The sequence below is a fragment of the Vibrio chagasii genome (genome assembly GCA_041879415.1).
GTDB lineage: Bacteria > Pseudomonadota > Gammaproteobacteria > Enterobacterales > Vibrionaceae > Vibrio.
This window is the reverse complement of record CP090852.1, coordinates 1-24,818: the sequence shown is the minus strand read 5'-3', so window position 1 is coordinate 24,818 and position 24,818 is coordinate 1. Positions and strand designations below refer to the sequence as shown.

General features: G+C 44.7%; 22 protein-coding genes. 12 read left to right on the top strand and 10 right to left on the bottom strand.

Annotated elements, in window-relative coordinates; all coding sequences use genetic code 11:
- Positions 1-96 precede the first annotated feature (96 nt).
- Positions 97-3,111 carry a TMAO reductase system sensor histidine kinase/response regulator TorS gene (torS, locus tag L0991_14240; protein XGB64720.1) on the bottom strand — a complete coding sequence of 1,005 codons (3,015 nt, stop codon included), beginning with the start codon at positions 3,109-3,111 and terminating at the stop codon, positions 97-99.
- 92 nt (positions 3,112-3,203) lie between these two features.
- On the opposite strand from torS, the gene torT reads away from it, so the two are divergent.
- Complete coding sequence (torT, locus tag L0991_14235) at positions 3,204-4,232, top strand: TMAO reductase system periplasmic protein TorT (GenBank protein XGB64719.1); 1,029 nt, start codon at positions 3,204-3,206, stop codon at positions 4,230-4,232.
- A gap of 61 nt (positions 4,233-4,293) precedes the next feature.
- Positions 4,294-4,749, top strand: coding sequence for a methylglyoxal synthase (locus L0991_14230; protein XGB64718.1), 456 nt, complete (start codon positions 4,294-4,296; stop codon positions 4,747-4,749).
- 92 nt (positions 4,750-4,841) lie between these two features.
- Here L0991_14230 and L0991_14225 read toward each other — a convergent pair whose 3' ends face one another.
- Both L0991_14225 and helD read right to left on the bottom strand, forming a co-directional pair.
- On the bottom strand, positions 4,842-5,192 hold the full coding sequence (locus L0991_14225) for a VOC family protein (GenBank protein ID XGB64717.1): 351 nt from the start codon (positions 5,190-5,192) through the stop codon (positions 4,842-4,844).
- Between the two features lie 82 nt (positions 5,193-5,274).
- The gene (helD, locus tag L0991_14220) at positions 5,275-7,350 is read right to left on the bottom strand and encodes a DNA helicase IV (GenBank protein ID XGB64716.1); all 2,076 of its coding nucleotides are present in this window, start codon (positions 7,348-7,350) and stop codon (positions 5,275-5,277) included.
- A 177-nt stretch (positions 7,351-7,527) separates the two neighbouring features.
- On the opposite strand from helD, the gene yccS reads away from it, so the two are divergent.
- From yccS to L0991_14195, 5 genes are all read left to right on the top strand, one after another.
- Positions 7,528-9,711 carry a YccS family putative transporter gene (gene yccS, locus L0991_14215; GenBank protein ID XGB64715.1) on the top strand — a complete coding sequence of 728 codons (2,184 nt, stop codon included), beginning with the start codon at positions 7,528-7,530 and terminating at the stop codon, positions 9,709-9,711.
- A gap of 332 nt (positions 9,712-10,043) precedes the next feature.
- Entirely contained in the window at positions 10,044-10,229 is a 186-nt protein-coding gene (locus tag L0991_14210; GenBank protein ID XGB64714.1) for a hypothetical protein, read from the top strand.
- Positions 10,230-10,350: 121 nt separating this feature from the next.
- The gene (locus tag L0991_14205) at positions 10,351-10,692 is read left to right on the top strand and encodes a hypothetical protein (GenBank protein XGB64713.1); all 342 of its coding nucleotides are present in this window, start codon (positions 10,351-10,353) and stop codon (positions 10,690-10,692) included.
- A gap of 208 nt (positions 10,693-10,900) precedes the next feature.
- On the top strand, positions 10,901-12,163 hold the full coding sequence (locus L0991_14200) for a hydroxymethylglutaryl-CoA reductase (GenBank protein XGB64712.1): 1,263 nt from the start codon (positions 10,901-10,903) through the stop codon (positions 12,161-12,163).
- Positions 12,164-12,237: 74 nt separating this feature from the next.
- Positions 12,238-13,149, top strand: a complete 912-nt coding sequence (locus L0991_14195; protein XGB64711.1) for a LysR family transcriptional regulator — start codon at positions 12,238-12,240, stop codon at positions 13,147-13,149.
- Between the two features lie 27 nt (positions 13,150-13,176).
- On the opposite strand, the gene L0991_14190 is transcribed toward L0991_14195, so the two are convergent.
- The 3 genes from L0991_14190 to L0991_14180 form a co-directional block, all read right to left on the bottom strand.
- Positions 13,177-14,091: a YjjW family glycine radical enzyme activase gene (locus tag L0991_14190; GenBank protein XGB64710.1), complete on the bottom strand. Its 915-nt coding sequence runs from the start codon at positions 14,089-14,091 to the stop codon at positions 13,177-13,179.
- 24 nt (positions 14,092-14,115) lie between these two features.
- Positions 14,116-15,672, bottom strand: a complete 1,557-nt coding sequence (locus tag L0991_14185; GenBank protein ID XGB64709.1) for a YjjI family glycine radical enzyme — start codon at positions 15,670-15,672, stop codon at positions 14,116-14,118.
- Positions 15,673-15,973: 301 nt separating this feature from the next.
- Positions 15,974-16,555: a methyltransferase gene (locus L0991_14180; protein ID XGB65442.1), complete on the bottom strand. Its 582-nt coding sequence runs from the start codon at positions 16,553-16,555 to the stop codon at positions 15,974-15,976.
- A 161-nt stretch (positions 16,556-16,716) separates the two neighbouring features.
- Between L0991_14180 and L0991_14175 the strand changes: the two genes are divergently transcribed.
- Positions 16,717-17,595, top strand: a complete 879-nt coding sequence (locus tag L0991_14175; protein XGB64708.1) for a LysR family transcriptional regulator — start codon at positions 16,717-16,719, stop codon at positions 17,593-17,595.
- 10 nt (positions 17,596-17,605) lie between these two features.
- Here L0991_14175 and L0991_14170 read toward each other — a convergent pair whose 3' ends face one another.
- The gene (locus L0991_14170; GenBank protein ID XGB65441.1) at positions 17,606-17,956 is read right to left on the bottom strand and encodes a hypothetical protein; all 351 of its coding nucleotides are present in this window, start codon (positions 17,954-17,956) and stop codon (positions 17,606-17,608) included.
- A 290-nt stretch (positions 17,957-18,246) separates the two neighbouring features.
- Between L0991_14170 and L0991_14165 the strand changes: the two genes are divergently transcribed.
- Positions 18,247-19,143: a cation diffusion facilitator family transporter gene (locus L0991_14165; protein ID XGB64707.1), complete on the top strand. Its 897-nt coding sequence runs from the start codon at positions 18,247-18,249 to the stop codon at positions 19,141-19,143.
- A gap of 35 nt (positions 19,144-19,178) precedes the next feature.
- Here the strand turns inward: L0991_14165 and yddG are convergent, their stop codons facing one another.
- Positions 19,179-20,108, bottom strand: coding sequence for an aromatic amino acid DMT transporter YddG (gene yddG, locus L0991_14160; GenBank protein ID XGB64706.1), 930 nt, complete (start codon positions 20,106-20,108; stop codon positions 19,179-19,181).
- Positions 20,109-20,272: 164 nt separating this feature from the next.
- The gene (gene yjjG / locus L0991_14155) at positions 20,273-20,947 is read right to left on the bottom strand and encodes a pyrimidine 5'-nucleotidase (protein XGB64705.1); all 675 of its coding nucleotides are present in this window, start codon (positions 20,945-20,947) and stop codon (positions 20,273-20,275) included.
- A 214-nt stretch (positions 20,948-21,161) separates the two neighbouring features.
- Between yjjG and L0991_14150 the strand changes: the two genes are divergently transcribed.
- The 3 genes from L0991_14150 to L0991_14140 all read left to right on the top strand — a co-directional run bounded on the left by L0991_14150 (position 21,162) and on the right by L0991_14140 (position 23,845).
- Positions 21,162-21,338, top strand: coding sequence for a hypothetical protein (locus L0991_14150; GenBank protein ID XGB64704.1), 177 nt, complete (start codon positions 21,162-21,164; stop codon positions 21,336-21,338).
- A 239-nt stretch (positions 21,339-21,577) separates the two neighbouring features.
- Positions 21,578-22,726, top strand: a complete 1,149-nt coding sequence (gene yiaY, locus L0991_14145) for an L-threonine dehydrogenase (GenBank protein XGB64703.1) — start codon at positions 21,578-21,580, stop codon at positions 22,724-22,726.
- A gap of 195 nt (positions 22,727-22,921) precedes the next feature.
- The gene (locus L0991_14140) at positions 22,922-23,845 is read left to right on the top strand and encodes a hypothetical protein (protein XGB64702.1); all 924 of its coding nucleotides are present in this window, start codon (positions 22,922-22,924) and stop codon (positions 23,843-23,845) included.
- A 107-nt stretch (positions 23,846-23,952) separates the two neighbouring features.
- Here the strand turns inward: L0991_14140 and L0991_14135 are convergent, their stop codons facing one another.
- Positions 23,953-24,387, bottom strand: coding sequence for a YccF domain-containing protein (locus tag L0991_14135; protein ID XGB64701.1), 435 nt, complete (start codon positions 24,385-24,387; stop codon positions 23,953-23,955).
- Between the last annotated feature and the right edge of the window lie 431 nt (positions 24,388-24,818).

The window sequence follows — 24,818 nt, the reverse complement described above, 5'->3', positions numbered from 1 at the left end:
CCTCTGTCTTGGCAGAGGATTTTTTTTCTGGATACTCAGTTAGACAGAGCTCAGATTAGCCTGAGAAGCTCATTATGTGGCAGAGAACATTCAATATCAGACATGTTGTTGCAGTGCCGCTAGAGAGTCTTTAACTAACCTCGTTAACTCTTCAGAGCTCTCTCCGTATTGCGTTAAAGGCTCACTGCTAATCTCAATGTTCTTACACACGTCAAACAGGGCTAATAGCCCTAAGCTGCCCGCTGACCCTTTGAGCTTATGAGCGAGCGATTTCACCTCACGGGCATTCTCCGCATCATTGGCGTCAGCCATTTCTTTTAACGTCTCAAGGCTGCTTTGTTCAAAGAGCCCGACAATCTGCTTCATCTTGTCCAAACCAAGAATAGACAAGTCGCCTTCGATTACTTTGCTATCAATTATCTGTTTGCTATCAGAAATGGTCACAGGACTTTCCTCTTGGTCTGGCTGCTCAATTTCGCTTTCGACTATAACGTGGCTCTCAATACGCTTTTCACAAAATCCATGCTCGTTTCTCTTGCAAGTTGAATCATTAGGGTCAGGTTGTGGCAATAACAAGGTCTTGCCATCTAGCTGAGTCACTATCAGCCTTGCAAGCGCTTCTTTCTCCAAAGGTTTTGGTAAGAAGCCATCAAACCCATTCGCCAAATAACTTTCTACTTCTTCATTAAACACATGAGCCGATACCGCCACCATAGGCGGCGCATACTGCACAGAGCTGTCTGGTAAATATTTTAAAGCAGATGCTTGAACCTCAATCTCTTTAAGTTGCTGAATGAGGTCAACACCATCACAGTCTGGGAGATTGATATCAACAAGCGCAATATCGAAGACTTGTTCACTGTATATCTCACAAGCTTCTTGTCCCGTTGTGGCAATCACGACCTCATGCCCCAGGTTGTTTAAGAAGCCTTCAGCAACGATACAGTTCACTGGGTTGTCTTCAATCAACAGCACTTTAGCTCGAATGCAAGTTTCAACCACTGCGGCTTTAGTTTCGATTTTTTCGCCTGCTTGAAGCGGTAAGGAAAACCAGAACTGACTGCCTTCCCCTTCTTCTGAATGAACGCCAATATCACCGTCCATTGCCAACATGATGCGCTTACTGATCGCCAGACCTAATCCAGTACCACCCGTTGTGTTTCGACCACTGTTGGTTTGGCTAAACGCATCAAACAAGCATTTCTGTTCGCTTTCATGTATCCCAACACCTGTATCGGATACTTCAAACATCACGCGGTTTTCATCTTCGAGATCTAAGCTGATGAAGATGTCGATATCGCCCTTTTCAGTAAACTTAATCGCGTTACCAACCAGGTTATTCAATATTTGGCTAATACGGGTGACATCACCGCGCCAGTAGCGCTGTACATCGCTTTCAATATGGTAGCTAAAGCCAAGCTTCTTCTCAGCTGCACGCCCTTCCATTAATTGATATGTGTCTTGAACCATTTGATGCAAATCGAAAGACGCAATCCTTATCTCAAGATGTCCTGCTTCAATTTTAGAGTAGTCCAATACATCGTTGAGGATGGCTAATAAATTCTTACCGCTGCGATTGATAATGTCAGCGTAGCCAGATTGCAGAGGATTCAAACCAGTATCTTTGAGCAAACGTGCCGTTCCCAACACCCCATTCATTGGCGTTCTGATTTCGTGACTCATGGTCGCCAAGAAAGCTGACTTAGCACGGCTCGCTTGTTCAGCAGCACTGCGCGCCTTCGCGTGGTTGGTTACCTCTACATTCAACTTCTCGTTAGTCTTTTGCAGTTGGTAGGTTCGCTCTGTGATCAACTCTTCAAGGTGCTCTTTATGTTCTTCTAGTTCTCGTTTCGCTTTAGCCTCACCCACAGCCACCACTTGTAGCGCCTGCGCTGTATTTCTTGCTGTGATGATTGCTTCACCCATATGCGCAAGCTCATCATTACCTTTTACTGAGATATCAATATTAAGGCGCCCTTGTGCAATAGACATCAGGGCTGCCGAATATTCAGCAAGGCGTTTCACGACCGACACATACACCACGCGCCATACAATAAACGCCACTATCACCAAGCCAATAATAGAGATCACAGAGAGCGACCATTGCGCGAGGCTTAACGTAGAAGTCAGTTCATCTACCGCTTTTTTCGTACTCAGGTTGGAGTCATCGATCAGTTGGTTTACCGTCGTGTTCAGCTGTGAGAATAACTTCAACGTATTCTGCATCAACAGCTCAGACTTTTTGGTGTTCTCATACTGCTCCAAAGAGATATCAAACACCACTTGACGTTTTTGTAGCTCTTCCAGAAGCTGGGACATCTGCTCTGAACGTGTTGGATCTTCTACCGCTTTAACACGACGAACCATGATCCTAAGATTAGATTCAAACTCAGTTTGGATTTGATGGATACGCTCAACATTGGTTACCGTTTGAGTTTCCTCAATCTGGTTGAGCATTTTGAACGCTAGAAGATGCAATTCGTGTAGGCGCTCTGAAAGGTCAAGATCGACTTCCACCAGCGCATCTAAGGCTTGGTAGGCTTTATCGGTTTCTTTGGTCTCTAGCAGATCATAGATATGGGTAACGTTGGCAACGGCTATGGTTGCGGTATTCAGCACTTGAGTTCGAGTCAGCTGTTCTAGCTCTTCAGCCAGTAGGCGCATCTCTTCAACACGAGACGATAGCTCTTGGGTTAGCCAGAGTTTACGTTCTACTGAAACGCCCAGCTCCGCCAGCGTGTTGATAACGCTCTGCACATTGTTTTCAAGTTTATGCAGCAGTTCTGAATCAAAGCTATCGACACCCAAATCTTTGATGTGTTGTAACAGGGCTTCTAGTTGGTCGAACAGCAGTGTGCCAGCCTCTTTTCGCTCAGCTTCATTTCTCGCATTAGAGAGGGTTTGCACAGACGAAATAATGCGATTACTCAACTCAGAAACCTGACGAGCTTCAATCATCGCTGGTAGCGCTGAATCAACAACGTTTCTCTCTGTTTTTGCAACAAAGCTAAATCCAGATACCCCGATCAATGCAGACAAAAGAACGAGCATCGCCATCACTAAAAATGAGGCCAGCAGCTTGCGTCCAATACTTGCTGAAGCTAACAACATAAAACCTAAACCTTAAAACGTTCTTCTTTACCCCTGCAGAATACGCTATATTTTGCAGTGTTTCTTATCTAAAACCAATAAAACGGCAATTCATGCGCACTAAATCCTTCGCGTCAAAACTTCTTTTATCTTTACTTGCGTTAGCCGCTTCTTCCGCTAGTGCTGATGTGCTATTAAGCCCTATCAAACCGGCGACTGCGACGTCACAAAAAGAGAAGATTTGCGCCATCTACCCACACCTCAAGGATTCCTATTGGTTATCTGTGAATTACGGCATGATTTCCGAAGCCGAAAAATTGCAGGTTGAACTACGAGTGCTAGAAGCTGGCGGCTACCCTAATGTTGGCAAACAAGCCTCACAACTCGTCCTGTGCACTAAATGGGGTGCTGATGCCATTATTTTAGGCACAGTGTCACCAGACGCCTATCACGATAACCTTACTGACTGGGTTGGTTCGACACCTGTGTTTGCAACAGTGAACGAATTGACGTTAAGCAAAGAGCAGCAAAAAGTACTTAAAGGTACAGTTGGTGTTGATTGGTATCAGATGGGCTTCCAAGTAGGTGAGTATTTAGCGAAGCTTCATCCAACAGGCTCTGGCGAAACCCCTATTGCATTATTGCTTGGCCCTCAAGCAAGCGGTGGCACCAAACCTGTTGCATTAGGATTCTATGACGCGATTAAAGATAGCGATGTAAAAATCGATGTGAGCTATTGGGCTGACAACGACAAAGAGCTGCAACGCAACCTTGTACAACAAGTGATAGAACAAGCAAAGGTTCAATACATCGTTGGTAGTGCCGTTGCTATAGAGGCTGCAATCAGTGAGCTAAGAGCGGCGGGTAAAACCGATGAAATTGGTCTGATTTCCAGCTATTTGAGTCATGGTACTTATCGTGGCTTACTGCGAAACAAGGTACTTTTTGCACCAACAGACAAAATGGTGGAACAGGGTCGCTTGTCGGTGAAACAAGCGGTGAGTTATTTACGAGGAGAACCTTACGAGATGCACAGCGCACCAAAAATTGAAGCTCTAACCCCTGCAACACTCAAAGATCAAATTATTGCCGATTCATTGTCACCTTCTGAGTTTCGGCCGGTATTCAGTGTGAATCCATAGTGTTATATTGAGTTAAGCACTCATAACAATAAAAATACGAACGATAATTTAGGGAAAATTCATGCAAAAAACAACGCGTACTATGCCAACGCATAAGCATATCGCTCTGGTCGCTCATGACCACTTCAAACCTGAGCTACTAAGATGGGTAAAAGAGAATAAAGAGAAGCTACAAAGCCACTTCCTTTATGCGACTGGTACAACGGGTTCTCTGCTAAGCAAAGAGACAGGTTTAGCAATCAAGAGCATGATCAGTGGCCCAATGGGTGGTGACCAACAACTTGGTGCTCTGATTTCAGAAGGCAAAATCGATATGCTGATTTTCTTCTGGGATCCACTTAATGCCGTACCGCACGACCCTGATGTAAAAGCACTACTGCGTATCGCGAGTGTTTGGAACATTCCAGTTGCAACCAACCGCGCGACTGCGAACTTCCTTTTCAACTCTTCAATGCTAGAAGAAGAAGTGATTATCGAGATTCCAGATTACGAAGCGTATCTAGCTGAGCGTATCTAATTCTCGTTAAGACAGAGCAATACGTCACAGACTAAAAAGCCTGCTTAATCGCAGGCTTTTGTTTATCTGAATATAGCAGTTCTGAGAAGAGGCTATTTGTCACTCCAGACTGCCATTTCATTTCCACTAGGTTCTCTAAAATGAAAACGTCTGCCACCAGGGAAACTGAATATTTCACGATTGACCTCCCCGCCCGCTTCAAGCACGTCACGTTCAGTCTGTTCGAGATCTTCGCTGTAGAAAACCATCAACGCCCCGCCCTTTTCTGCATCAGAAGACAAATCAGCCAAGTAGAAACCGCCCATTAACCCTTTACCTTCAAAAGCAGAGTACTCAGGACCATAATCTTCAAAGCGCCAACCGAACACTTGGCTGAAAAACGCCTTGGTCGCTGCGATATCTTTCGCGGCAAATTCGATGTAATTGATTGAGCCATGTTCCATATGTATGTCCTTCTGCTTTATGTCTGCAAATAAAATACAGCGAAAGCAATTTGAGCTCTTAGTTGGCACCCCGTCTAAGTGGCTACTTCTTACGAACCACTGGGTAGTCAGAACCATGCAGTTCTTGTACGAAGCCCGAACCATCGCCGCTGTGCGTGATCCACACTTTCTCTTTAGCACGTGTCATCGCTACGTAGAACAAACGACGTTCTTCCGCGTATGGGAACACGTCTGACGATTCAGTTAATGCGCCATCAATGTGTAGTTGCTTCTTCTTCGCTGGGAATTGTCCTTCATCCACGCAAAGGATAATAACGAAGTCTGCTTCTTTACCCTTACTGGCGTGACAAGTCATGAAGTTGATATCAATAGAGGTGTAGATCTTCTTCCAGTCTTCCAACAACTCAGGTTTATGGTAGTGATTACGGCCAAGCATCAACACCGACTTATTGGTTTTACCTTTAGATTGGCGGTTGAGTTGATCAAGGATCTTCTCAACCTCTTTACTTGGTGCACTGTAGACCGCCTTTTGCTTCTGTTGCTTGAAGCTGTTTAGCTCTTTCGGTAACTGAATTGGGTTCTCTTGCACAAAACGATTCGCCACAGCACCTAACTGATTGTTGAAACGATACGTGGTATCTAGGTGATGAATGGTCGAGCTCGCGAAACGATCTTTAAAGCCTGTAGTTAAATCAACGTCTGCACCCGCGAATTGGTAAATAGACTGCCAATCATCGCCCACGGCAAAAATAGAGGCTTGGTGCTCCGCTTTAGACTGATTACACAGCGCCTCAACCAAAGCAAGACGATCAGGAGAGATGTCTTGATACTCATCGATCATGATGAACTTCCAAGGCGAGATAAACTTACCTTTTTCGACGTACTGAGTCGCACGGCTGATCATGGTCGAGAAATCGATATGGTTCTCTTCTTTCAATGCCTTCTGCCATGCCGTCACACAAGGCCAGCACAGGGATAGCTCACTGTTAAGACGTGTGTAATCACGGTGGTCGATAAGCTGCTGCTGTACTTCTTTCTTGGTTAAGCCTGATGCATTCAACTGTTCCAGTTGCTTTTCAAGCCAACCAATCAACTTAAGGTTTGAAACGTGGCTGCCTAGCTCGTCATCACCCGTTAGGTAAGCAATTGGCCATTTAGATAAGTGCTTCTGCCAACGCTTGAAGTTGGTCGGCGTCATCCAGTGCTTCTTCAACCAATCAATGCACCAGGCTTGGCGCTGATTGTCATCTAAAGCAAGGGGAGAAATAACCACACGTTCGGTTTCAACCTCATTCAAGATCTTCAAACCCAACTGGTGGAAGGTATTCACTTGAACTTTCTCAGCCGACAACCCAATTTTACTGTCGAGGCGCTGCTTCATTTCTTCGGCCGCTTCACGACCAAAGGCAAGCAATAAAAGCTCTTCAGCTTGCGCTTGGTGACTTTGCAATAAGTAAGCGACACGCGCTGTCAGAACACTGGTTTTCCCTGAGCCCGCACCTGCAAGAATCAGGTTGTGGTCATCGTTCATTAGAACCGCATATTGCTGAGACAAGTTCAACGGCGATGACTCACATTGAGCAAACAAGACTTCCCAGTTTTTTCTCTCTGTCTCGAGCCATTGCTGGTTTCTTTCCGCTTGCTTAGCCTCGGTGTCAGACAACCACGGCTGCAGCCTTGCGATGCGATTTGGCATACGCTGCGCCGCTTCGTCCAGCGTCATCGTCATACTCTCTAAGCCAGAGTTAACCTTCTCAACCCAAGTGTTGACCTTAGAATGAGGAAGAAAGGCTGGAAGTTGCTCTAAGCGCAGTAATTCAGCTTCCCATTGAGGCACGTGTTCAGCCAGTTGTTCACATTGTGTATCATGCCACTTCTGGTATGCCGCCACCGATGCACGTGCAAATTGACGACACTGGTCCCAAGGTAGACCTTGAACTAACCAACTGCGCTGCTTACCGTCTTGTTGGTTAGCAAAAAACTGTAACGATCCCCAAAACAATCCGCGTTTGATCGCGATCTTGCCACTCCAAATAGTAAACGGGATACGTTCCTCACTGCCTACTGACGACAACAGCAGACGTGAACCATCGAGTTCAACCTGATGGTATTCATTTTGAATAAAAAATTGTGCAGTCTTGTTAGCGCTTAGCTGCATTGGAGTGTGCTCTTAATTGGGAATATTGAATTTATATCATGATGCAATGAGAATTAATAATATCTCATATCTTATCGACGCTTTCATGACCACCTACGGACAATTATGGATAAGTATCAAATTCTTGTGCTTGATTTCTGTTAGGATTATGGTTTTTAGTGCGTCAAGCGAGTGACTGTGGAATTTTCAGCCAAATTACGCCTCTATTGGGCAAATAAAACCATAAATTACAGCGTATTAATTCTCATCACTCTGCTCGGTGTGGTGGTGCCTGCTTGGTATTATGGACAGAACACACTCATCACCCCACTGATTCTAGGTGTCATCGCAGCCGCACTGGCGGAAAGCGACGATAGCTTTACAGGTCGGCTCAAAGCCCTGACGTTAACCTTTATCTGTTTTGCTATCGCTGCCTTTTCTATTGAGCTGCTTTTCGACACGCCGTGGCTGTTCGCGTTAGGTCTATTTGCGTCAACATTCTCTTTCATCATGCTGGGCGCAATTGGCCCTAAGTACGCAAGCATTGCGTTTGGCTCGCTGCTAGTGGCCATCTACACCATGCTAGGTGCCCATGAGAGCACTAACTTATGGTTCCAGCCTTTGTTGCTATTAACAGGCGCGGCTTGGTACTACTTCATGTCGATGATTTGGCAGATTGTGTGGCCAATGCAACCCGTACAGCAGAACCTTGCCACGGTGTTTGACCAAATTGGTACCTACATGGAGTCCAAGGCAGAGCTTTTCTACCCAGTATCTGACCTTATTCCTCAGCCACATCGCATTATTGAAGCCAAATTAAATGCGAGCACCGTGAACGCGCTCAACATGTGTAAAGCAACCCTGCTTAACCGTTCTAGGCGTGGACACATTGATGGCCCTAGTGACCGCTTCTTAAATACTTATTTCATCGCACAAGACATTCATGAGCGTGTAAGTTCGACCCACTATCGTTATCAAGAGCTTGCTAAACACTTTGAACGCTCTGACGTGCTGTTTCGCTTCAAATATTTACTAGAAGCGCAGGCAACGGCATGTAAAGAAGTCGCGAGCTCGCTTAAAGTTGGATCTGAGTATCAACATGGTGACAAGTCTGTATTGGCGCTCGATGAGCTGATGTCTTCACTTAATCATCTTCACCAGCAGAATAAGCCTGAATGGAAGCCGCTGTTGAACCAACTGGATTATCTTTTCAATAACCTAGCGACCGTTGAAAAGCAGTTATCTAACATCAGTAACCCAGATGCAGAAAAGCTAGAAGAAGACGTATTAGACGACACAAACCCACATACGTTGTCAGCAATGTGGCAGAAGATCAAAGCCAACCTACATACTGACTCTATGCTATTTCGTCATGCGATTCGTATGGCAATCACACTGACACTTGGCTACGGAATCATCCAAGGGTTTGAGATCGAACGCGGTTATTGGATCTTGCTAACGACACTGTTTGTTTGCCAACCCAACTACAGTGCTACTCGCCAAAAGCTGACTGCTCGTGTTATTGGCACCGTAGCTGGTCTATTGATAGGTGTACCACTGCTGACCTTCTTCCCTTCTCAAGAGAGCCAGTTGGTCTTCATTGTGATAAGTGGCGTGATGTTCTTTGCGTTCCGCATCAATAATTACGGCTTCGCGACAGGCTTCATCACCCTATTAGTACTGTTCTGCTTTAATCAGCTTGGTGAAGGCTACGCTGTGGTTCTGCCGCGGCTTGCAGATACCTTTATAGGTTGTGCTCTGGCGGTATTGGCTGTCGTTTATGTGTTACCAGACTGGCAATCAAAGCGACTACACAAGGTGATGGCCGACGCGCTCGATGCCAACAAGAATTACTTGGCACAAATCATCGGTCAGTATCGTGTCGGCAAGAAAGACACGCTGAATTACCGTATCGCTCGTCGTAGCGCGCACAATAACGATGCGAACCTGACCGTGGCGATCAGCAGTATGCTAGTCGAGCCTGGGAAATATCGCACTTCTGAAGATGAGAGCTTCCGCTTCCTAACGCTCAACCATGCCCTATTAAGCTACATTTCCGCTTTAGGTGCGCATAGAACACGTATCGACGACGAGGCAACCCATAAGCTCGTTTTAGATGCTCACCGCGTTATCCATGAGCACCTCGACGCGCTCAATGATCAGCTCTACTCACACTGCGAGCAGTGTGAAGTCAAAAATACCTATGATCCTGACTTGGATAAACGTTTGAGTGAGTGGCGAGAAGAAGATGAAAGTTCTGTCAGAATGGTTCTACAGCAGCTGCATTTGATCTATCGAATGCTTCCAGAACTGCATACGCTAGCAACCAAATTTGCAGTTAAGGTAAAAATCGACAAAGCGTTTGAAACGGACGCCTCTTGAACGAAACACAAAATACCGTAAAAACAAAATGATAGCGTTAATTGTTTATCTTTTGATCATTTGTTAAATTTATAGATTGCTCTACCAATACCTATAATTAGGTAGAGCAACTCCTCACCTAGCCTTACTACATAAGGGCTGAGTCGATTTTTACATTGTCATGACTTTCTGACTTTGATTGACCAAGCCTTAACTTTGCTTAACATTCCTCGGACAAAAAGCGACCACAGAAATTTATAGTTGTCTTAGTTCTAGGAAACGACAAAATAAGTTTAATATTCGCTTAATCTTGTTTGATTTCTGGTAACAGTAGTCTATGCTCATTAGAGCATATGGAATTGCAGCAAGGTCACATTATGAATACACAACAATTTGAAGCATTTAAACAGCAGATCCAACTTCTCAGCCCACAGCAACTCAAAACATTGCAAGGCGAGATAGACGGCACTTTGGAAACAGAAAAAGAAACTCTGCTTACTGATGAAGAGCTAAACGCATTGAACGATCTGTTCAGTTAATAGACAGACATCACTATTTTAGCTTAAGTTGATCCTTTTATTGTAGATCTCTCCTGCTCACCATTGCGCTTAAAATATCGTCCACCTAGACTCTTCCCATACGTCAATTAAAGGTCCTGCTATGTCGATATCTGGTATTCAATCTGGTTACGCCATTATTCAGCAGTCTGCCAACATGGCTGAAGAAGCGGCTATCGAACTCAACCAAGCCTCAAAACATAATCAAATCTCTGAACATGTGCCCGAATCTGACGACGATGTAATCGAAGGCAGCGATTTCAGCTTTAATCAAGTTGAACCTGAGCAATCCCTTTCATTTAAAGACAAAGAACCAGAACCCACTTCTTCTTCAAGCGATGCGTTGGTCAAATTAACGCAGAGTGCTAGTTATAACCGTGTCGGTGCTAGCGTCGTGGAGCGCCAAAATGAAGCTATTGGCAGTCTGCTCGACATCCATATCTAAACCTTGCTGATCATTTGAGCTGAACTACAATCAAGTTTAATGACGATTTTGTAGGGTGTGAAACCAGACAACTCAAGCACTTTAGCGACTTTTTGATGTAATAAGCACACAAACTGTAACTCATTATATCTGGCGCTTGTTTCTGGTTTATTACTCGGTAGAATCAGCGCAAACCAATTTGCTGCACAAACTTTACTTCATACTATTTATGCCAAAACTAAATCTGCATCGCCGCGACTATGTTTCTATTTTAGGGGGCGATATCTCCGCAGACGAATTAGAAAATAAACTCCAGCCTCATTTTGAAAAGCCAGCAAAGAAGCTGACACCTAGCCCTTACCTGACAGAAAAGAATGTGACACGCCGTTGGACGACTCTCGACAACGCAGAATCACAACAAGAGCTACTCGACCCTCATACCGAAAGTCAGATGCAAGCCTACGAAAAAAACATCGAGCACTTCGTTGGCACAGTGAAAGTGCCTGTCGGTATTTCTGGTCCGCTGCGTGTTAATGGCCTATTTGCCCAAGGTGATTACCTAGTTCCACTGGCAACAACCGAGGCAGCACTTGTCGCGTCTTATAACCGAGGCTCTAAACTCATTAGTGCTTGTGGTGGTGCGAGTGCAATGTTGCTCAATGAAGGTGTCACACGCACCCCTGGCTTTGCATTCCAAGGTTTGGTTGAAGCTGGACAGTTTGTGGCATGGGCAGTAACTCAGTATGAGAAGTTTAAAACCCTAGCTGAATCTACGACTTCCCACGGCAAACTTACCGATATCAATATCAACATTGAAGGTAACCATGTTTATTTGGTGTTTGAGTTTCTGACGGGAGATGCATCTGGTCAGAATATGGTGACCATCGCGACCAATGCGGTATTTGAGTACATCATAGAAAACACCCCAGTTAAGCCTGACCACGCCTTCCTTGATGGCAACTTGTCGGGCGATAAGAAAGCGAATACCCAAACCTTGCGCAGCGTTCGTGGTAAAAAGGTCACCGCTGAAGTTAATATCCCAGCAGAACTTGTGGCTAAGTATCTACACACAACGCCAGAGAAGATGGTTCAGTTTGGTCAAATGACTACTGTGGGCGGCGCTCTTAGCGGCACTATCGGTATCAATGCCCATTACGCTAATGCACTGGCTGCACTTTACATCGCTTGCGGACAAGACGCTGCGTGTGTTGCAGAATCTGCCATCGGTATGACTCGCATGGAGCTAAACAAAGAAGGCGGTTTATACGCAAGCGTAACGCTTCCTAACCTAATGGTAGGTACTGTTGGTGGTGGTACTAGCCTTCCAAGCCAAAAAGCGTGTCTTGATTTGCTAGGCCTGCACGGCAATGGTAAATCCCAAGCCTTAGCTGAGGTTTGTGCTGCATTGTGTTTAGCCGGTGAGCTTTCAATCGTAGGTGCATTTTGCGCAGGCCACTTTTCACGAGCTCACCATAAGTTAGCTCGTAAATAACCTTTATCAATTTGGCTTGTTCGGTTTTGGTGTAGATTCAAAATCACAAGCCAATTTGAATTCGTGAGTCATACATGGATTACTTACACTTATCGAGAGTGAGCCTTAAGCACCTCACTGCCCTGCACATAATGCTTAATACCCATAGCGTGACTCAAACCTCTGAGCAACTCTATGTAAGCCCATCAAGTGTAAGTAAGACTCTGTCTCAGCTTCGTGAGATCCTCAACGACGAGCTGTTCTACCGAGATGGCACTAAGCTCATCCCAACGCCCTTCGCACTTCAAATTGCTCCAACGGTTCACGCAATTCTTTCCAGCATGAATGGATTGCTTCATCAGAAGAGCTTTGCTCCTGAGGAGTACCAAGGCAGCTTTTCACTCTCGATGCGTGAGAGTACCTTTGAAGTGTTCGCCTCTAAGATCAGCAGAATCACCACAGAGCTTGCTCCAAAGGCCAAACTTCATATCTATTCGAAGCAACAGCTCGGGTTCGATGCTTTGCTTAGCGGTAAAGTTAACTTGATCTTATTGCCTCACGATATTTCCCAGCCACCTACCGACAACAAAGAGTTAGTGTGGGAAACCATTCTACCTGATGAGATGGTGTGCTTAATGGGGGCTCATCATCCGCTGGCACAAAAAGAACTGACGGTTGAGGGCTACCTAGACTACAAACACATTGGCATCTTAGATAATGAGTTGTCGCAGCCTTACTTTGAGCAGAGTTTAGTGCAACGTCATAAGCCTAGAGAGATGGCTATTTCGGTCGCTGATTTTGGGGCCGCGGCTGTACTTTGTCACAATACCCCTTTCCTGTTCACTTGTTCGAAACAGTGGGCCGAACACGCGAAACAAGCGCATGGATTAGTGAGTAAGCCACTCCCCTTCGATTACGGAAAAGTGGCGTACAGCTTAGTGTGGAACAAGCCAAATATGAATGATCAGGCGATCAAATGGCTGTGTGACCTGTTTTTAGAAGCCTAGCTCTTTGGTCCTTGAAGAGCGAGAATATTAGGTGTACACCTCTGGCGTTTGCATCGGTCTTTGAACAATCGCATAGAGCTTGTCGTGGAAGTTTTGCATCTGTTGTTTTGTACACTTAGGCCAATCCAACGCCTCACCAATCACGCCGTGATGTTGAAAAGCATTAAGTCGAATCTGAACATCACTCGGCAATCCTTTTAAGTAATGCCCAACTTGCTCTATCTCTTCCTCAAGGTCACTCTTACCCGGAATATGCAAAAGCCTAACTTCGTGTAACTTACCTTGTTCCGCTAGATAATTGATGGTTTCAAACACACGGTGATTACCTCTTCCCACTAACCAGTTGTGGGTTTCTGATTGCCAAGATTTAAGATCAATCATTGCTCCATCAAGATAAGGCAACACCTTGTCCCAGCCCTGTTTTGACAGCGAGCCATTGCTATCAATAAAGCACGTTAAATGTGCTAGTTGCGGATCGCTTTTAATCGCTTCAAATAGGTCAATGATAAACGGCAGCTGCATGGTCGCTTCGCCGCCCGAAATAGTAACACCACTCAGGAAGAACTGATTATGTCTCACCAGCTCTAATACCTCTGAGACCGTCATCGTAGTGATTTTCGGACTCGATTTGTGGCCACAAACATCAATACACTGGTCGCAATTGGTGCAAGCCACCGGATCCCATATCACTTTGCCACCAACAGAACTCAAAGCACCGCTTGGGCAGTCACTAACGCAATCTCCGCAATGATTACAGTGATTGATGGTATGAGGGTTATGACAGGTTATACAGTCGAAATTGCACCCCTGTAGAAACAGTACAAGCCGATTTCCCGGTCCATCAACACAAGAAAAGGTCAGCACACGGCTGACCTTCGCTTGTTTTTCTGTCTTATTGTTATTAACCCTAGCCATTTGAGTTGTTAGATCAGAAATTTTCATAATTAATGCGATTCGAACACTTGGTTATTCGTACGTTGGCGACATCTCTAAGCTTGCCACGCGCGGTTTACGCTCTAAGATGCCCGTATTTTTCGCCGCTTCAGCTCCTAAGAAAGTAGTGTTGGTGCGCGAACCTTCTTCGTCATATTTAGCGATGTCAGACAACTTAATCATGTAACCTGTCACACGAACTAAGTCGTTTGATGCAACGTTAGCGGTAAACTCACGGTAACCCGCTTGAATCGCGCCTTTACACAGGTTGAACATCGCTTCAGGATTTGACTTCACGGTTTCGTCAATGGTCAAAATGTCACTGATACCTGAGGTGTAGAATTTATGATGCCCCGCAGTCGCACGAACGTAAGAGACTGGGTCAGGCTCCGTACCATAAGGAATACGCACACCTGGAGTGACACCTTCATCTAAGCTGATACCACCTTGAGCATGCAATAGAGCCTTGCCTTCTAGACCATATTTCACTTCAGAGCGATCAACGATCTCAGCCAGTTTTTCTGAAATGCGATGTCCAAATTGGTTAGCTTGTTCGTCATGACCATAACGCCCCGCTTTGCCCTCTTTCTCCATCAAGATATTCACGGCTTCAGCCATACCGTAGATGCCAAACATTGGTGCAAAGCGATCTTCCTCGATCAAACCTTCTTTGGTTAAAAAGCCCTCGAAGAAGTTAGATTCCTCATGCAAGAAGCGGCTGCGAGCGTTCATAAGCTCAACCATGATAGCGCTGTAGTGTGGTAACACTTGCTGTAGGAAATCGACACTGTCCTCAGACTTCAACGCCACTTGTTTCAGGTTCATACGTACTAACGTGTTTGATCCACCAGCCAGAGGCAGAGAGTTGTAACAGCTCACGATGCCAAAGCGCTTATCACCGTATGCCGCAGCGTGTGCTGGGTAGTTAGCGATGTGTGGTTTACTGCATTCACAAATATTGCTCGCAGCATGACGCAGCAAATCATCAGGTGTTACGGCTGGGTCGTACATAAAAGTAAGGTTTGGCGCAATCTGCTTGAGTTCAGCATCAACTCGTAAAATAGTACGGCAGATAACGTTGTCTCTTGGCCCGATATTCACATGCATGAACGCGTCTGGCAGTGTGCGGTCTAGCATGATCCAGAATAGCTTAAGCTTTTGATAAACCTGCTCTTCTGTTAGATCGCCAACGAAAGGCATTAACACATCATCCAACTGACCTAAGTAAACCGGAATAGATGTGACCGAAGGGACGTGATGGTACAGGATGGTAAGCATGTTCAATGCTTCATCGAAATTAGTTGCCGCGCTAAGCTCTAAATACTTTGAGCCTTGATGTAAGTATTTAGAATAGTCAGGAAGCACATAGCGCGGCTTAAATGGAGCGTGACCTTCAAACATGTCACATAGCACGCCTTGTTGTAAGGCTTGTTCTACTTCGTGACTTACCGACATGTACGGTAGGCTCGCTTCAGCTTCTAAGGCAAGATAGCTCGATTTCTGTTTTGGCGACAGGTTGGCATCTGAAATGATATTGCTAAAGCGCTGTTGTTGTTCTGAAAGTTGTGGAGAAGCAGATTGGTGGCTCATGATTAAACCCTTAGTATTGTTATGGGCTTATTCTATATCTGACGATTTAATTTCCACTAATGAAATCTATGCAACACTACATTTCCAAAATGGAAATGACATATTTATAATTAGCGTTTTCCAATCCCCTGAAATCACACGTTTAAAACATAAGTTATCGAGGTTACTAGAAATAGAAAACCCACATAACTGGCACTAAGACCGTTGATGTGGGTTCGGTTATTTATGTTTTAATTTGTTGGCTAAAACGGGCTTTGGATTTTAGTTCTTGTTAATCACTTAGCCATAAGCTTCAAATGAACTACTTACGTCCAACGCCCATCAGCACTTTTAGCTTGCCTTGTGGGGTATCAACTGAGAAAGGTGTCGAGACTTCAACAACAGAAAACCCAGCAGCACTCAATACGTTCTCTGAACGCTCAGGGCTTACGCCGTAATCATCGCTGTCGTTTTCTAAGCACCAGTCCCAATGAACAAATGTGCCATCATTTTCGAGTAGCGTATAAATCAGGCTTACTGTGTCTTGTAGGTTCGGGATAAAGCCACAAACCGACGATGCTACCACTACATCGAACTGATTTCGGAATGCTGGATGCTGAGCTGCAAGCCCGCGCGATAGAATATCAACAACCGGTTCAACGTTGGATAGCTCTTTCTTGTCTAGCTCTTCAATCATCCCTTCAGACATGTCGAGTGCGATGATCTCTTTTGCTAAAGGAGATATTTTTTGGCTGAGTAGTCCTGTACCACAACCAAAATCAAGGACACGGGTTCCGTTTAAATCAACGAGCTGTGTTAACTGGTCAAATACGGACTGTGCGAATACTGCGGTCGCGGGATCTTTATCCCAATCAGCGGCGTACTCGTCCCATTGTTTCGCCATCATGGCCTCCATCTTTACTTCTTGTAGGTTCGGAACCTGCCCAGAGTAAACTAAATTAGTCAATTCGTCATAGAGTTATCATGCAAAGATGGACTATTTCTAAGATAGTCAGCACAATATTCATATAATATGCACCAACAATCGCTCAATCTGGAAATGAAATGAACCTATCTCAAGTCCAAGCCTTCTGTTCTGTTGCTGATTTAGGGTCAGTCTCTGAAGCTGCTCGCCAGCTAGAATGCAACCGAACCAAGCTTAGTATGTCTATCAAAGCCTTGGAGAAAGAGTTAGATGTAGAACTTTTCGTACGTAGTGGCAACCACGTCGAGCTGTCTGAAGCAGGCAAAGCCATCTATAAAGATTGCGAAGGAATGTTAGTGACTGCTGCGCGTATTAAACAGACCTGCCTCCATGTGTCCGGTGAGTTCAACGCCGAGATATGGATTGCTCGCGATGATTCTCTGCCCGATGAAATGTGGCAAGATTTATCTCACACGCTGAACAACAAGTACCCTTCTACTTCTTTCAACTTCGTTCTTGCATCAAGTGGCGACTTAGCAAACCTCGTAGAAACTCAACAAGTTGATTTTGCATTCGGCGTTGATTACGAACGTGTAGACGACCCGCGCATTATCTATAACCCGCTTGGTAAGATTCGGATGATGTCTGTGTGTAAGAAAGGACATGACCTGAGCGCAATGCGCCGCGTCTCCGACGAAGTACTAAGAAATTCGATGCAAGCGACCATGGTTTATCTCAACGAAAAAGATAATCCAGAGCTTGAGCCTTTCTCTCGTCGTTACATTGGTTTCTCTAGCTTTGACTTTATGCTGGATACAATTTTGCGTGAAGACGCATGGGGTGTAATGCCAGAGCCGCTGATACGTCATCTGCTGCGTGAGCAAGAATTAGCAGTGATCAAACACACCTACGGCCTAACGCAAGAAGATTACTGCATGTTTACGGCAGCAGGGATGGCAGAACACCCAGGTATGAACTGGCTCGCGGACCAGCTGAGTGATTACTTGTTCGATTTCTAATTGAGGGTGGTTAGAAGACCATCACGTGATCCACTAGATAGCGTCCGTCTTCTTCAACTAACACCATTTCAGCAACGAATTCGCCTTTGGCAATGGTGTACGCTTGCTTCCATATAAAAGCAACGGAATCAGAACGCCTAAACACCGCAACAGGTTCGCGCTCTGCAAAAAAGCCGTTGCTGTGTTGATAATGATGACACACCTTTTCTAAATACTCAGGCGTCACTATGTCCTTCATTCGTTGAGTAAAGTCGCGACAATGTTGGGCATGATCCACATTGGTTGAGCCCTCCATCAAATTATCCATAATAGGGTTAGCGATTGCCCACAAATCGCTGTCGCTAATATCATCAAACTTCATCGTCATCCTTTCTTTCCCACTATCCCAAGCGCTAATGCCCTTCACCGCGCTATAAAACACCGCTCAATGATGTGTTTTATTAATGATAAGCGATCTTGATTCTGTTGCACACTAGTCCACGAAAACAGTCATCGTCAATTTTACTGACACCTAAAAAGTAATTTAAGTAACTGAATTAAAATGAATAATATAAAAAACCATGTTCTGTAACATAAACATCATCAGATAAAGTTTGAAAATCTCGCTCAATATTAGAACAATGAAATTATCAAAAACATCTGGAAAATATTATGTGTGACAGGAAAAGCCAAAACGAAAACCGAGTTCTATTGTTCTCAGCCCTTTTAGCATCAGGCTTCGCTATTGGCGGATTGGTGTTGGGTCTTCTCGTTGGCTCTCTGGTCATAGTATTTGACGGTGTCTACTCTCTTATCAGCTTACTGTTAACTTTATTGTCACTAGCTGCCTCAAAATACATTAATCGCCCTTCTGACCGTGAATTCCCGTTCGGTCGTGCGATCATTGAACCTATCGTCATCACGATTAAAGCTACTGTCATTTTACTTGTGGTTGGTTATTCACTGTATTCAGCGATTGGCGCCTTGATGACAGGTGGTCGTGAAGTTGATGCTTCTATCGCAACTCTGTTTGGTATTTTTAACGTATTGGGCTGTGGTTACGCGTGGTGGTACATCGCTAAGAAGAGTAAGAGCATTTCATCTGGCTTGATTCAGGCTGAGTCTAAGCAGTGGCAAATGGATACGCTATTGAGTGTCGCGGTAACAGCAGGTTTCGTCGTGGCTTGGTCAATGACATTCTCGCCGTTCGCAGAATACGCTGTGTATGCCGACCCAATGATGATGTTGCTGATGTCTTTCTACTTCATCAAAGTACCGTTCGATATGCTAAGAGAAGCGATGCGTGAGCTACTAATGATGTCGGCAAACAAAGAAATTTGTGACGCGGTAGATAAGAATGTTGTCGCGGTAGACAAAGAAGCAGAACAAGATTTGGAGCTAATCGGTGTGACTAAGGTTGGTCCTGAGCTAAGAATCAACGTTGATATTCATACCAACGACCAACAAGCGATTGCGGTCGATGATATTGAACGTACGCGCCGCCAACTAAAGCGACGCTTATCTAAGATGCCATATGAGCTTCAACTGAACCTCAATATCGCAAGCTAATTCTCACCCCAGCAATCGGTAGATAAACACAATTGCTATTGAGATTGAATCTCTTCAGAAGCCGACGCCTTAGCCGTCGGCTTTTTTTCTCTTGTGACCCACCAGCAAGCCAGTGACCCAATCGTCACCATACATACCCCCTGCCAAAATGTGATAGTCAGCGTTAAACCTAAAATCATAGAAGAGAGTAAGGTTGCAAAAATTGGCGTGAAGTAAGACATGGTAGCAAGAAAGACCATGTTGCCCCCCAAGATTGCGGTATTCCAAAGCGCGTAGCCCGCGCCCATGCACACACCAGCTAAAGCCAAATCAATCGCGGCACTGCTCGTCATCACCATACCGGTTTCGCTGCTCAGTGCGTATTTGATCCACAAGGTGATAGCTGTAGCAATAAAGAACAGCACAATCGCATTCTGCCCTTTCGCAACTTTCTGAGTGTAGTTACAGTAAACCGCCCAGATAATCGCGCCGAAGAACGCCATCGAATAGGTTTTAGGGTTAGTCGCGATATTTGCCGCAATCTGTTCAACAGAGAGGCCTTGGTCGCCACTGATACTCCAAGCCACCCCAAAGAAAGCTAAAAAGATACTTGGGTAAACCAGCCAATTTATCTTTTTATCGCTGAGTAATACCGCAAACAATACTGTCAGTGCTGGCCAAAGGTAGTTGATAACCGCCATCTCTAAAGCCTGATGTCGGTTATTTGCCATGCCTAACGCCAAAGCCAGAAAGATCTCGTAGCAAACAAACAGCGCGCCACCAATCAACAAATAAGACTTTGAGAAGCGCTTCAGCTTAGGTAACCCCATCACGCAAACCAAAAACAGTGAACTCACTGTATAGAGGCTGGCTGCGCCGCCAATTGGGCCTAATTGCTCTGACACGCTACGAGACAACGCAATTAAGCAGCTCCAAAGTAAAATGGCAGCAATGCCGTAGCAGCTATGGCGATGAGATTTCAGCACGCTTATTCCTTCTATTTGTTATGAGTGGTTATCGTGGCAGCTTAAAGCATAAATACGCCTGAGTACCACAATCGAAAAGTGAAACCTGTAGAAATTAAGTAGCCGAGCACAGAATTGTACTCGGCTAGTAGTGATCAACGAATAAAGCTAAAGGCGATGAGCCGTTACGCTAGCAGAAGTGCTTGCAGCTCAGCCAAAGACTTCACTTGGTAATGAGGGTTAATACCTTCTGGCGTCGCCTTCTCTTGGCTGTTTAACCAACAGGTCTCGATACCAAAGTCTAAGCCACCTAAAATATCAGAGTGTGGGTTATCACCCACCATCAAAATGCGCTGCTTCGCTGGTAAGCCGACAAGCTTGTGTGCATGTTCAAAGATCTCAGCATCTGGCTTAGCAACGCCGACTTCTTCAGAAATGATCACATGTTCGAAGTAATCTGTCATGCCAGTGCGCTCTAAACGGATCGATTGCAGCTCAGTGAAACCATTGGTAATAATGCCCATGTTCACTTTGCCTTGTAACGATTCCATTAGCTCTTTTGCACCTGGTAACAAAGAACAGATGTCCGCCATTGCTGTTAGAAATGCGCTGTTTAATTCTGCAGTTGTTGTTTCTAACTTTTCAGCCCAGCTTTCGAAGCGTGTGTGCTTCAGTTGATCAGCCGTAATTCGGCCATCTTGATAATCTACCCATAGTGGTAGGTTAACTTCTTGATAAACGGAATAATCCTGCTCGCTAAAATCCACACCAAAACGTGAGAACATTAGCTTCATTCCTTGAAAAGCGTCAAAGTGGAACAAGGTTTCATCCGCATCAAAGAATATCCAATCGTACTTCATTATCTGTCCTATTATTCGCGCTATCGAGCCGTGTTTATATTTTGTTCTTTCCTAACCTCACGGTTAAGTGTGCATTCTACTACCATTTTTGTGAGCCTGAATATAGTTCTAAGAATTTATAGAAAACAAGCAACAAGTCATGATGTATCGCAAATTTTGCCACATATTAAACCAATACCATAAAGGAAATACACGAACTGTACCGGGAGGTACTATGAAGCACTTCTTACCGTCATCCGTCATGCTCACCCCATTCCTGGTCAAATACTACGATGAAGAGCCACAAGAGGCGTCAAATTCGCCTGAGCAACCAGAAACTCAGGTCGAGTGCAATACTGGTTCTGTTCAAGAGCGAACCGAAGAAGAACGTGAACCGGCACTGTCTGAATAACCTTTATTTTTCATGGTTATAGAGCAGCATACTGGCCAAAAATCTATCAATCATTCGCCATCCATAACTGACAATATACACATCAGAAAACTATAAAAACGATTGCTATATGAGCCCTATCACAACCAATAACCAGAAAGTGGTAGTTCGGAATCAAAGTTGTTCCAGATCAATGGTCGACCAGTTATTTGCCGACAACATAGAGGCAATTAAAAATCATAATTAACCGGAGTTTTCCAATGTCTAGTGCATTTTACATCCCTACAATCAACTTCATGGGTACTGGCTGTTTAAAGGATGCTGCTGATAGCATTCAGTCTCAAGGCTTTAAAAAAGGTCTTATCGTAACCGATAAAATCCTAAATCAAATTGGCGTGGTTAAGCAGGTTCAGGACCTTCTTGGCGAACGCGGTGTAGATGCTGTGGTATTCGACGGCACTCAACCAAACCCAACCATCACAAACGTAAACGATGGTCTTGAGCTGCTAACAAACAATGACTGTGACTTTGTTATCTCTCTTGGCGGCGGCTCTCCACACGACTGTGCAAAAGGTATTGCACTTGTAGCTTCTAACGGCGGCAAGATTGCAGATTACGAAGGTGTCGATCAATCTGAAAAACCGATGATGCCTCTTATCGCGATCAACACAACTGCGGGCACAGCATCAGAAATGACACGTTTCTGCATCATCACTGATGAAGAGCGTCACATTAAGATGGCTATCGTTGATAAGCACACAACACCGCTTATCTCAGTAAACGATCCTGAACTAATGCTTGCTAAGCCTGCATCATTAACTGCTGCAACGGGTATGGATGCGCTAACACACGCAATCGAAGCTTACGTTTCTATCGCAGCGACACCAATTACAGACGCAGTAGCGATTAAAGCGATTGAACTTGTGCAAGCACACCTAAGAACAGCAGTAGCGCACGGCGAAGACATTGAAGCTCGTGAGCAAATGGCTTACGCACAGTTCATGGCGGGTATGGCGTTCAACAACGCATCACTGGGCTATGTTCACGCGATGGCGCACCAACTAGGTGGCTTCTACGACCTTCCACACGGTGTATGTAACGCTATCTTGCTACCACACGTTCAACGCTACAACGCGCAAGTTTGTCCTGAGCGTCTACGTGATGTTGCGAAAGCAATGGGCGTGAATGTTGAAAGTATGACACCAGAGCAAGGTGCAGAAGCAGCAATCGAAGCGATTGTTCAACTAGCAAATGACGTGAATATCCCAACAGGTATCGCGCAACTTGGTGCGAAACTAGAAGACATTCCTACACTGTCTGACAACGCACTGAAAGATGCATGTGGTTTTACTAACCCTAAACAAGCGACTCACGAAGAAATCTCTGCGATTTTCGAAGCGGCAATGTAATCCAGCGTTAAATCACTGATAAGTTAACCAACAAACGGGCTCACTTTCAGAGCCCGTTTTCTTTGCTTGCCATACGCTATTCAAACCTCTGTTTTGAATAGCCACAACCCCAGTTAAACATCATTAAAAGTCGCATTGTTGTAACTGCTTAGTTATAGTCAAACTATTGATACATAGAATGACAAACAGGTTCCATTGAGTCGTTGGATAGTTAGCACTTCATTATTGGCATCACTCGCCACCCACTCTGCTCTTGCAGAGGAAACGGATGATTGTCACAGTCAGCCGTTAGAAGATACGCGTGTCGAAAAAGCCTATCACTACCTAAATAGCAAATTTTGCCAACCAGCCCTATGGTTCGATAACTTCTTCGTTGATGATCGTATTACCGAAGACGCCAGAGCCGGAACCTCTGTACGTTGGTATAACGATTTCATCTATTCTGAAGGTGGTGACGTTGATTATTCCACCAAACTAAACGCCCGCTTACATTTACCCTTTGTCAGCAAAAGGCTCAAGCTAATCTACGAGTCGGTTGGTGATGAAGAGTTTTTAGACTTCTTCCCACAAGACTCTGAAGAGTTAGAGAATGCACTTGGACTTCGTTATGACGCCTATGCTAAGGGTTACAGTAGTTTCAATATCAAAGCGACATTGCGCCCAAGAATAGAGGCTCGCTATCGTTTTACCTACCCACTCACCACAGATGCAGTATTCCGGCTGACTCAACGTGTGTATCAAGAGAAAAGAGAGACGGGAGAGATCACTGATATCGACTTTGACCTTTCATTAAGTGACGATTTCTTAGCGCGTTGGTCTAACTTTGCTGGCTATAACGATGACCTCAAAGGCTGGGAGTATGGTACGGGAATCACCTTGTACCATTACCTTTCTCAAGACCAAGCTCTGCAATACAGCGCCACGATAACCGCGACTAGCGAGCCATATAACCACTACGAATACTCACAAGTGTCGGTCACCTATCGAGAGAATGTATGGAAAGAGTGGCTATTTTACGAAATCATCCCACGCTACCAATGGGAACGCGAGCCATACGAAAAGCATACAAAAGAGGCCAATATCACGCTTCGAATCGAAGTCTTATTCAACAACGTATAGCGACTAGATAAGCTTGAGAATACAAACCAAGAACCGAAAACCAAGAACCAAAAAAAGCACATCAAATGATGTGCTTTTTGGTTTCAGATAAAGGTTAAACTAAATTCTTAACCTTTGTAATTTCTTACTCGTGCCGCTTCTGCTTCACGTTTATCTACCACTGTTTTACCGATTGGTGCCAGTGAGATAACGGCTAGCTTAAGGTGCTGAATCGCAAATGGAATACCGATGATGGTAATGAAACACGCCACCGCTGACATGATATGACCAATTGCAAGCCAAATACCTGCAAACAAGAACCATATGATGTTACCTATCATGCCTAATGGGCTTGTCCCGATATCCATTTCATTAGTCAGTTCATCACGAGAAATGGCTTCTTGACCAAATGGAAAGAACGAGAAGTTCCCCATAACAAAACACGCTCTGCCCCACGGAATACCAACGATGGTAAGGAATGCAAGCAGCCCAAAGAACCACCACGCCAATCCCATAAATACGCCACCGAACAGAAACCAAATGATGTTACCTATTGTTTTCATTCTGTATTCTCCAACTCTCTGAATGCTATTTAATTACTATGCCAAATAAGGCAGTACTTGTTTCAATAGGTTCATTATTGTTGAGCCTTTATGAACCGTTTATGAATCAACGCGATTTTCTGTGTTTGATGCACGCCACGAAACACTAAATCCACATAGGGCTCTTTGAATTTATTTGATACCATTCAGTTCTAACTAAAGCGCAGACTCAACAACGAATTTAAGGTCGAAACTATGAACAATACAGAGCAACCTAAAAAGAAAATGAAAAACTGGGTGCCTATCGTCTTCTTCGGAGTTCTTAGCACCGTTCCAGTATTCATGTTTCTAGTCGACGTGTACATAAACCAATATATGTAACACTCTACTGCTATCTCTGTCTGAATGAATACAAGCAAGCCCGCCTGTATTCATTCTAATCAGCACTCCTC

Excerpts from the sequence above, each read along its gene's own strand:
- L0991_14185 (XGB64709.1), bottom strand. The coding sequence starts at position 15,672 with ATGAGCCACCAATCTGCTTCTCCACAACTTTCAGAACAACAACAGCGC.
- L0991_14225 (XGB64717.1), bottom strand. The coding sequence starts at position 5,192 with ATGGAACATGGCTCAATCAATTACATCGAATTTGCCGCGAAAGATATC.
- L0991_14195 (XGB64711.1), top strand. The coding sequence starts at position 12,238 with ATGGATTACTTACACTTATCGAGAGTGAGCCTTAAGCACCTCACTGCC.
- L0991_14170 (XGB65441.1), bottom strand. The coding sequence starts at position 17,956 with ATGAAGTTTGATGATATTAGCGACAGCGATTTGTGGGCAATCGCTAAC.
- L0991_14180 (XGB65442.1), bottom strand. The coding sequence starts at position 16,555 with ATGGCGAAACAATGGGACGAGTACGCCGCTGATTGGGATAAAGATCCC.
- L0991_14200 (XGB64712.1), top strand. The coding sequence starts at position 10,901 with ATGCCAAAACTAAATCTGCATCGCCGCGACTATGTTTCTATTTTAGGG.
- yjjG (XGB64705.1), bottom strand. The coding sequence starts at position 20,947 with ATGAAGTACGATTGGATATTCTTTGATGCGGATGAAACCTTGTTCCAC.
- L0991_14190 (XGB64710.1), bottom strand. The coding sequence starts at position 14,091 with ATGAAAATTTCTGATCTAACAACTCAAATGGCTAGGGTTAATAACAAT.
- L0991_14150 (XGB64704.1), top strand. The coding sequence starts at position 21,162 with ATGAAGCACTTCTTACCGTCATCCGTCATGCTCACCCCATTCCTGGTC.
- L0991_14210 (XGB64714.1), top strand. The coding sequence starts at position 10,044 with ATGGAATTGCAGCAAGGTCACATTATGAATACACAACAATTTGAAGCA.
- L0991_14175 (XGB64708.1), top strand. The coding sequence starts at position 16,717 with ATGAACCTATCTCAAGTCCAAGCCTTCTGTTCTGTTGCTGATTTAGGG.
- torS (XGB64720.1), bottom strand. The coding sequence starts at position 3,111 with ATGTTGTTAGCTTCAGCAAGTATTGGACGCAAGCTGCTGGCCTCATTT.
- L0991_14165 (XGB64707.1), top strand. The coding sequence starts at position 18,247 with ATGTGTGACAGGAAAAGCCAAAACGAAAACCGAGTTCTATTGTTCTCA.
- yiaY (XGB64703.1), top strand. The coding sequence starts at position 21,578 with ATGTCTAGTGCATTTTACATCCCTACAATCAACTTCATGGGTACTGGC.
- torT (XGB64719.1), top strand. The coding sequence starts at position 3,204 with ATGCGCACTAAATCCTTCGCGTCAAAACTTCTTTTATCTTTACTTGCG.
- helD (XGB64716.1), bottom strand. The coding sequence starts at position 7,350 with ATGCAGCTAAGCGCTAACAAGACTGCACAATTTTTTATTCAAAATGAA.
- L0991_14230 (XGB64718.1), top strand. The coding sequence starts at position 4,294 with ATGCAAAAAACAACGCGTACTATGCCAACGCATAAGCATATCGCTCTG.
- L0991_14205 (XGB64713.1), top strand. The coding sequence starts at position 10,351 with ATGTCGATATCTGGTATTCAATCTGGTTACGCCATTATTCAGCAGTCT.
- L0991_14135 (XGB64701.1), bottom strand. The coding sequence starts at position 24,387 with ATGAAAACAATAGGTAACATCATTTGGTTTCTGTTCGGTGGCGTATTT.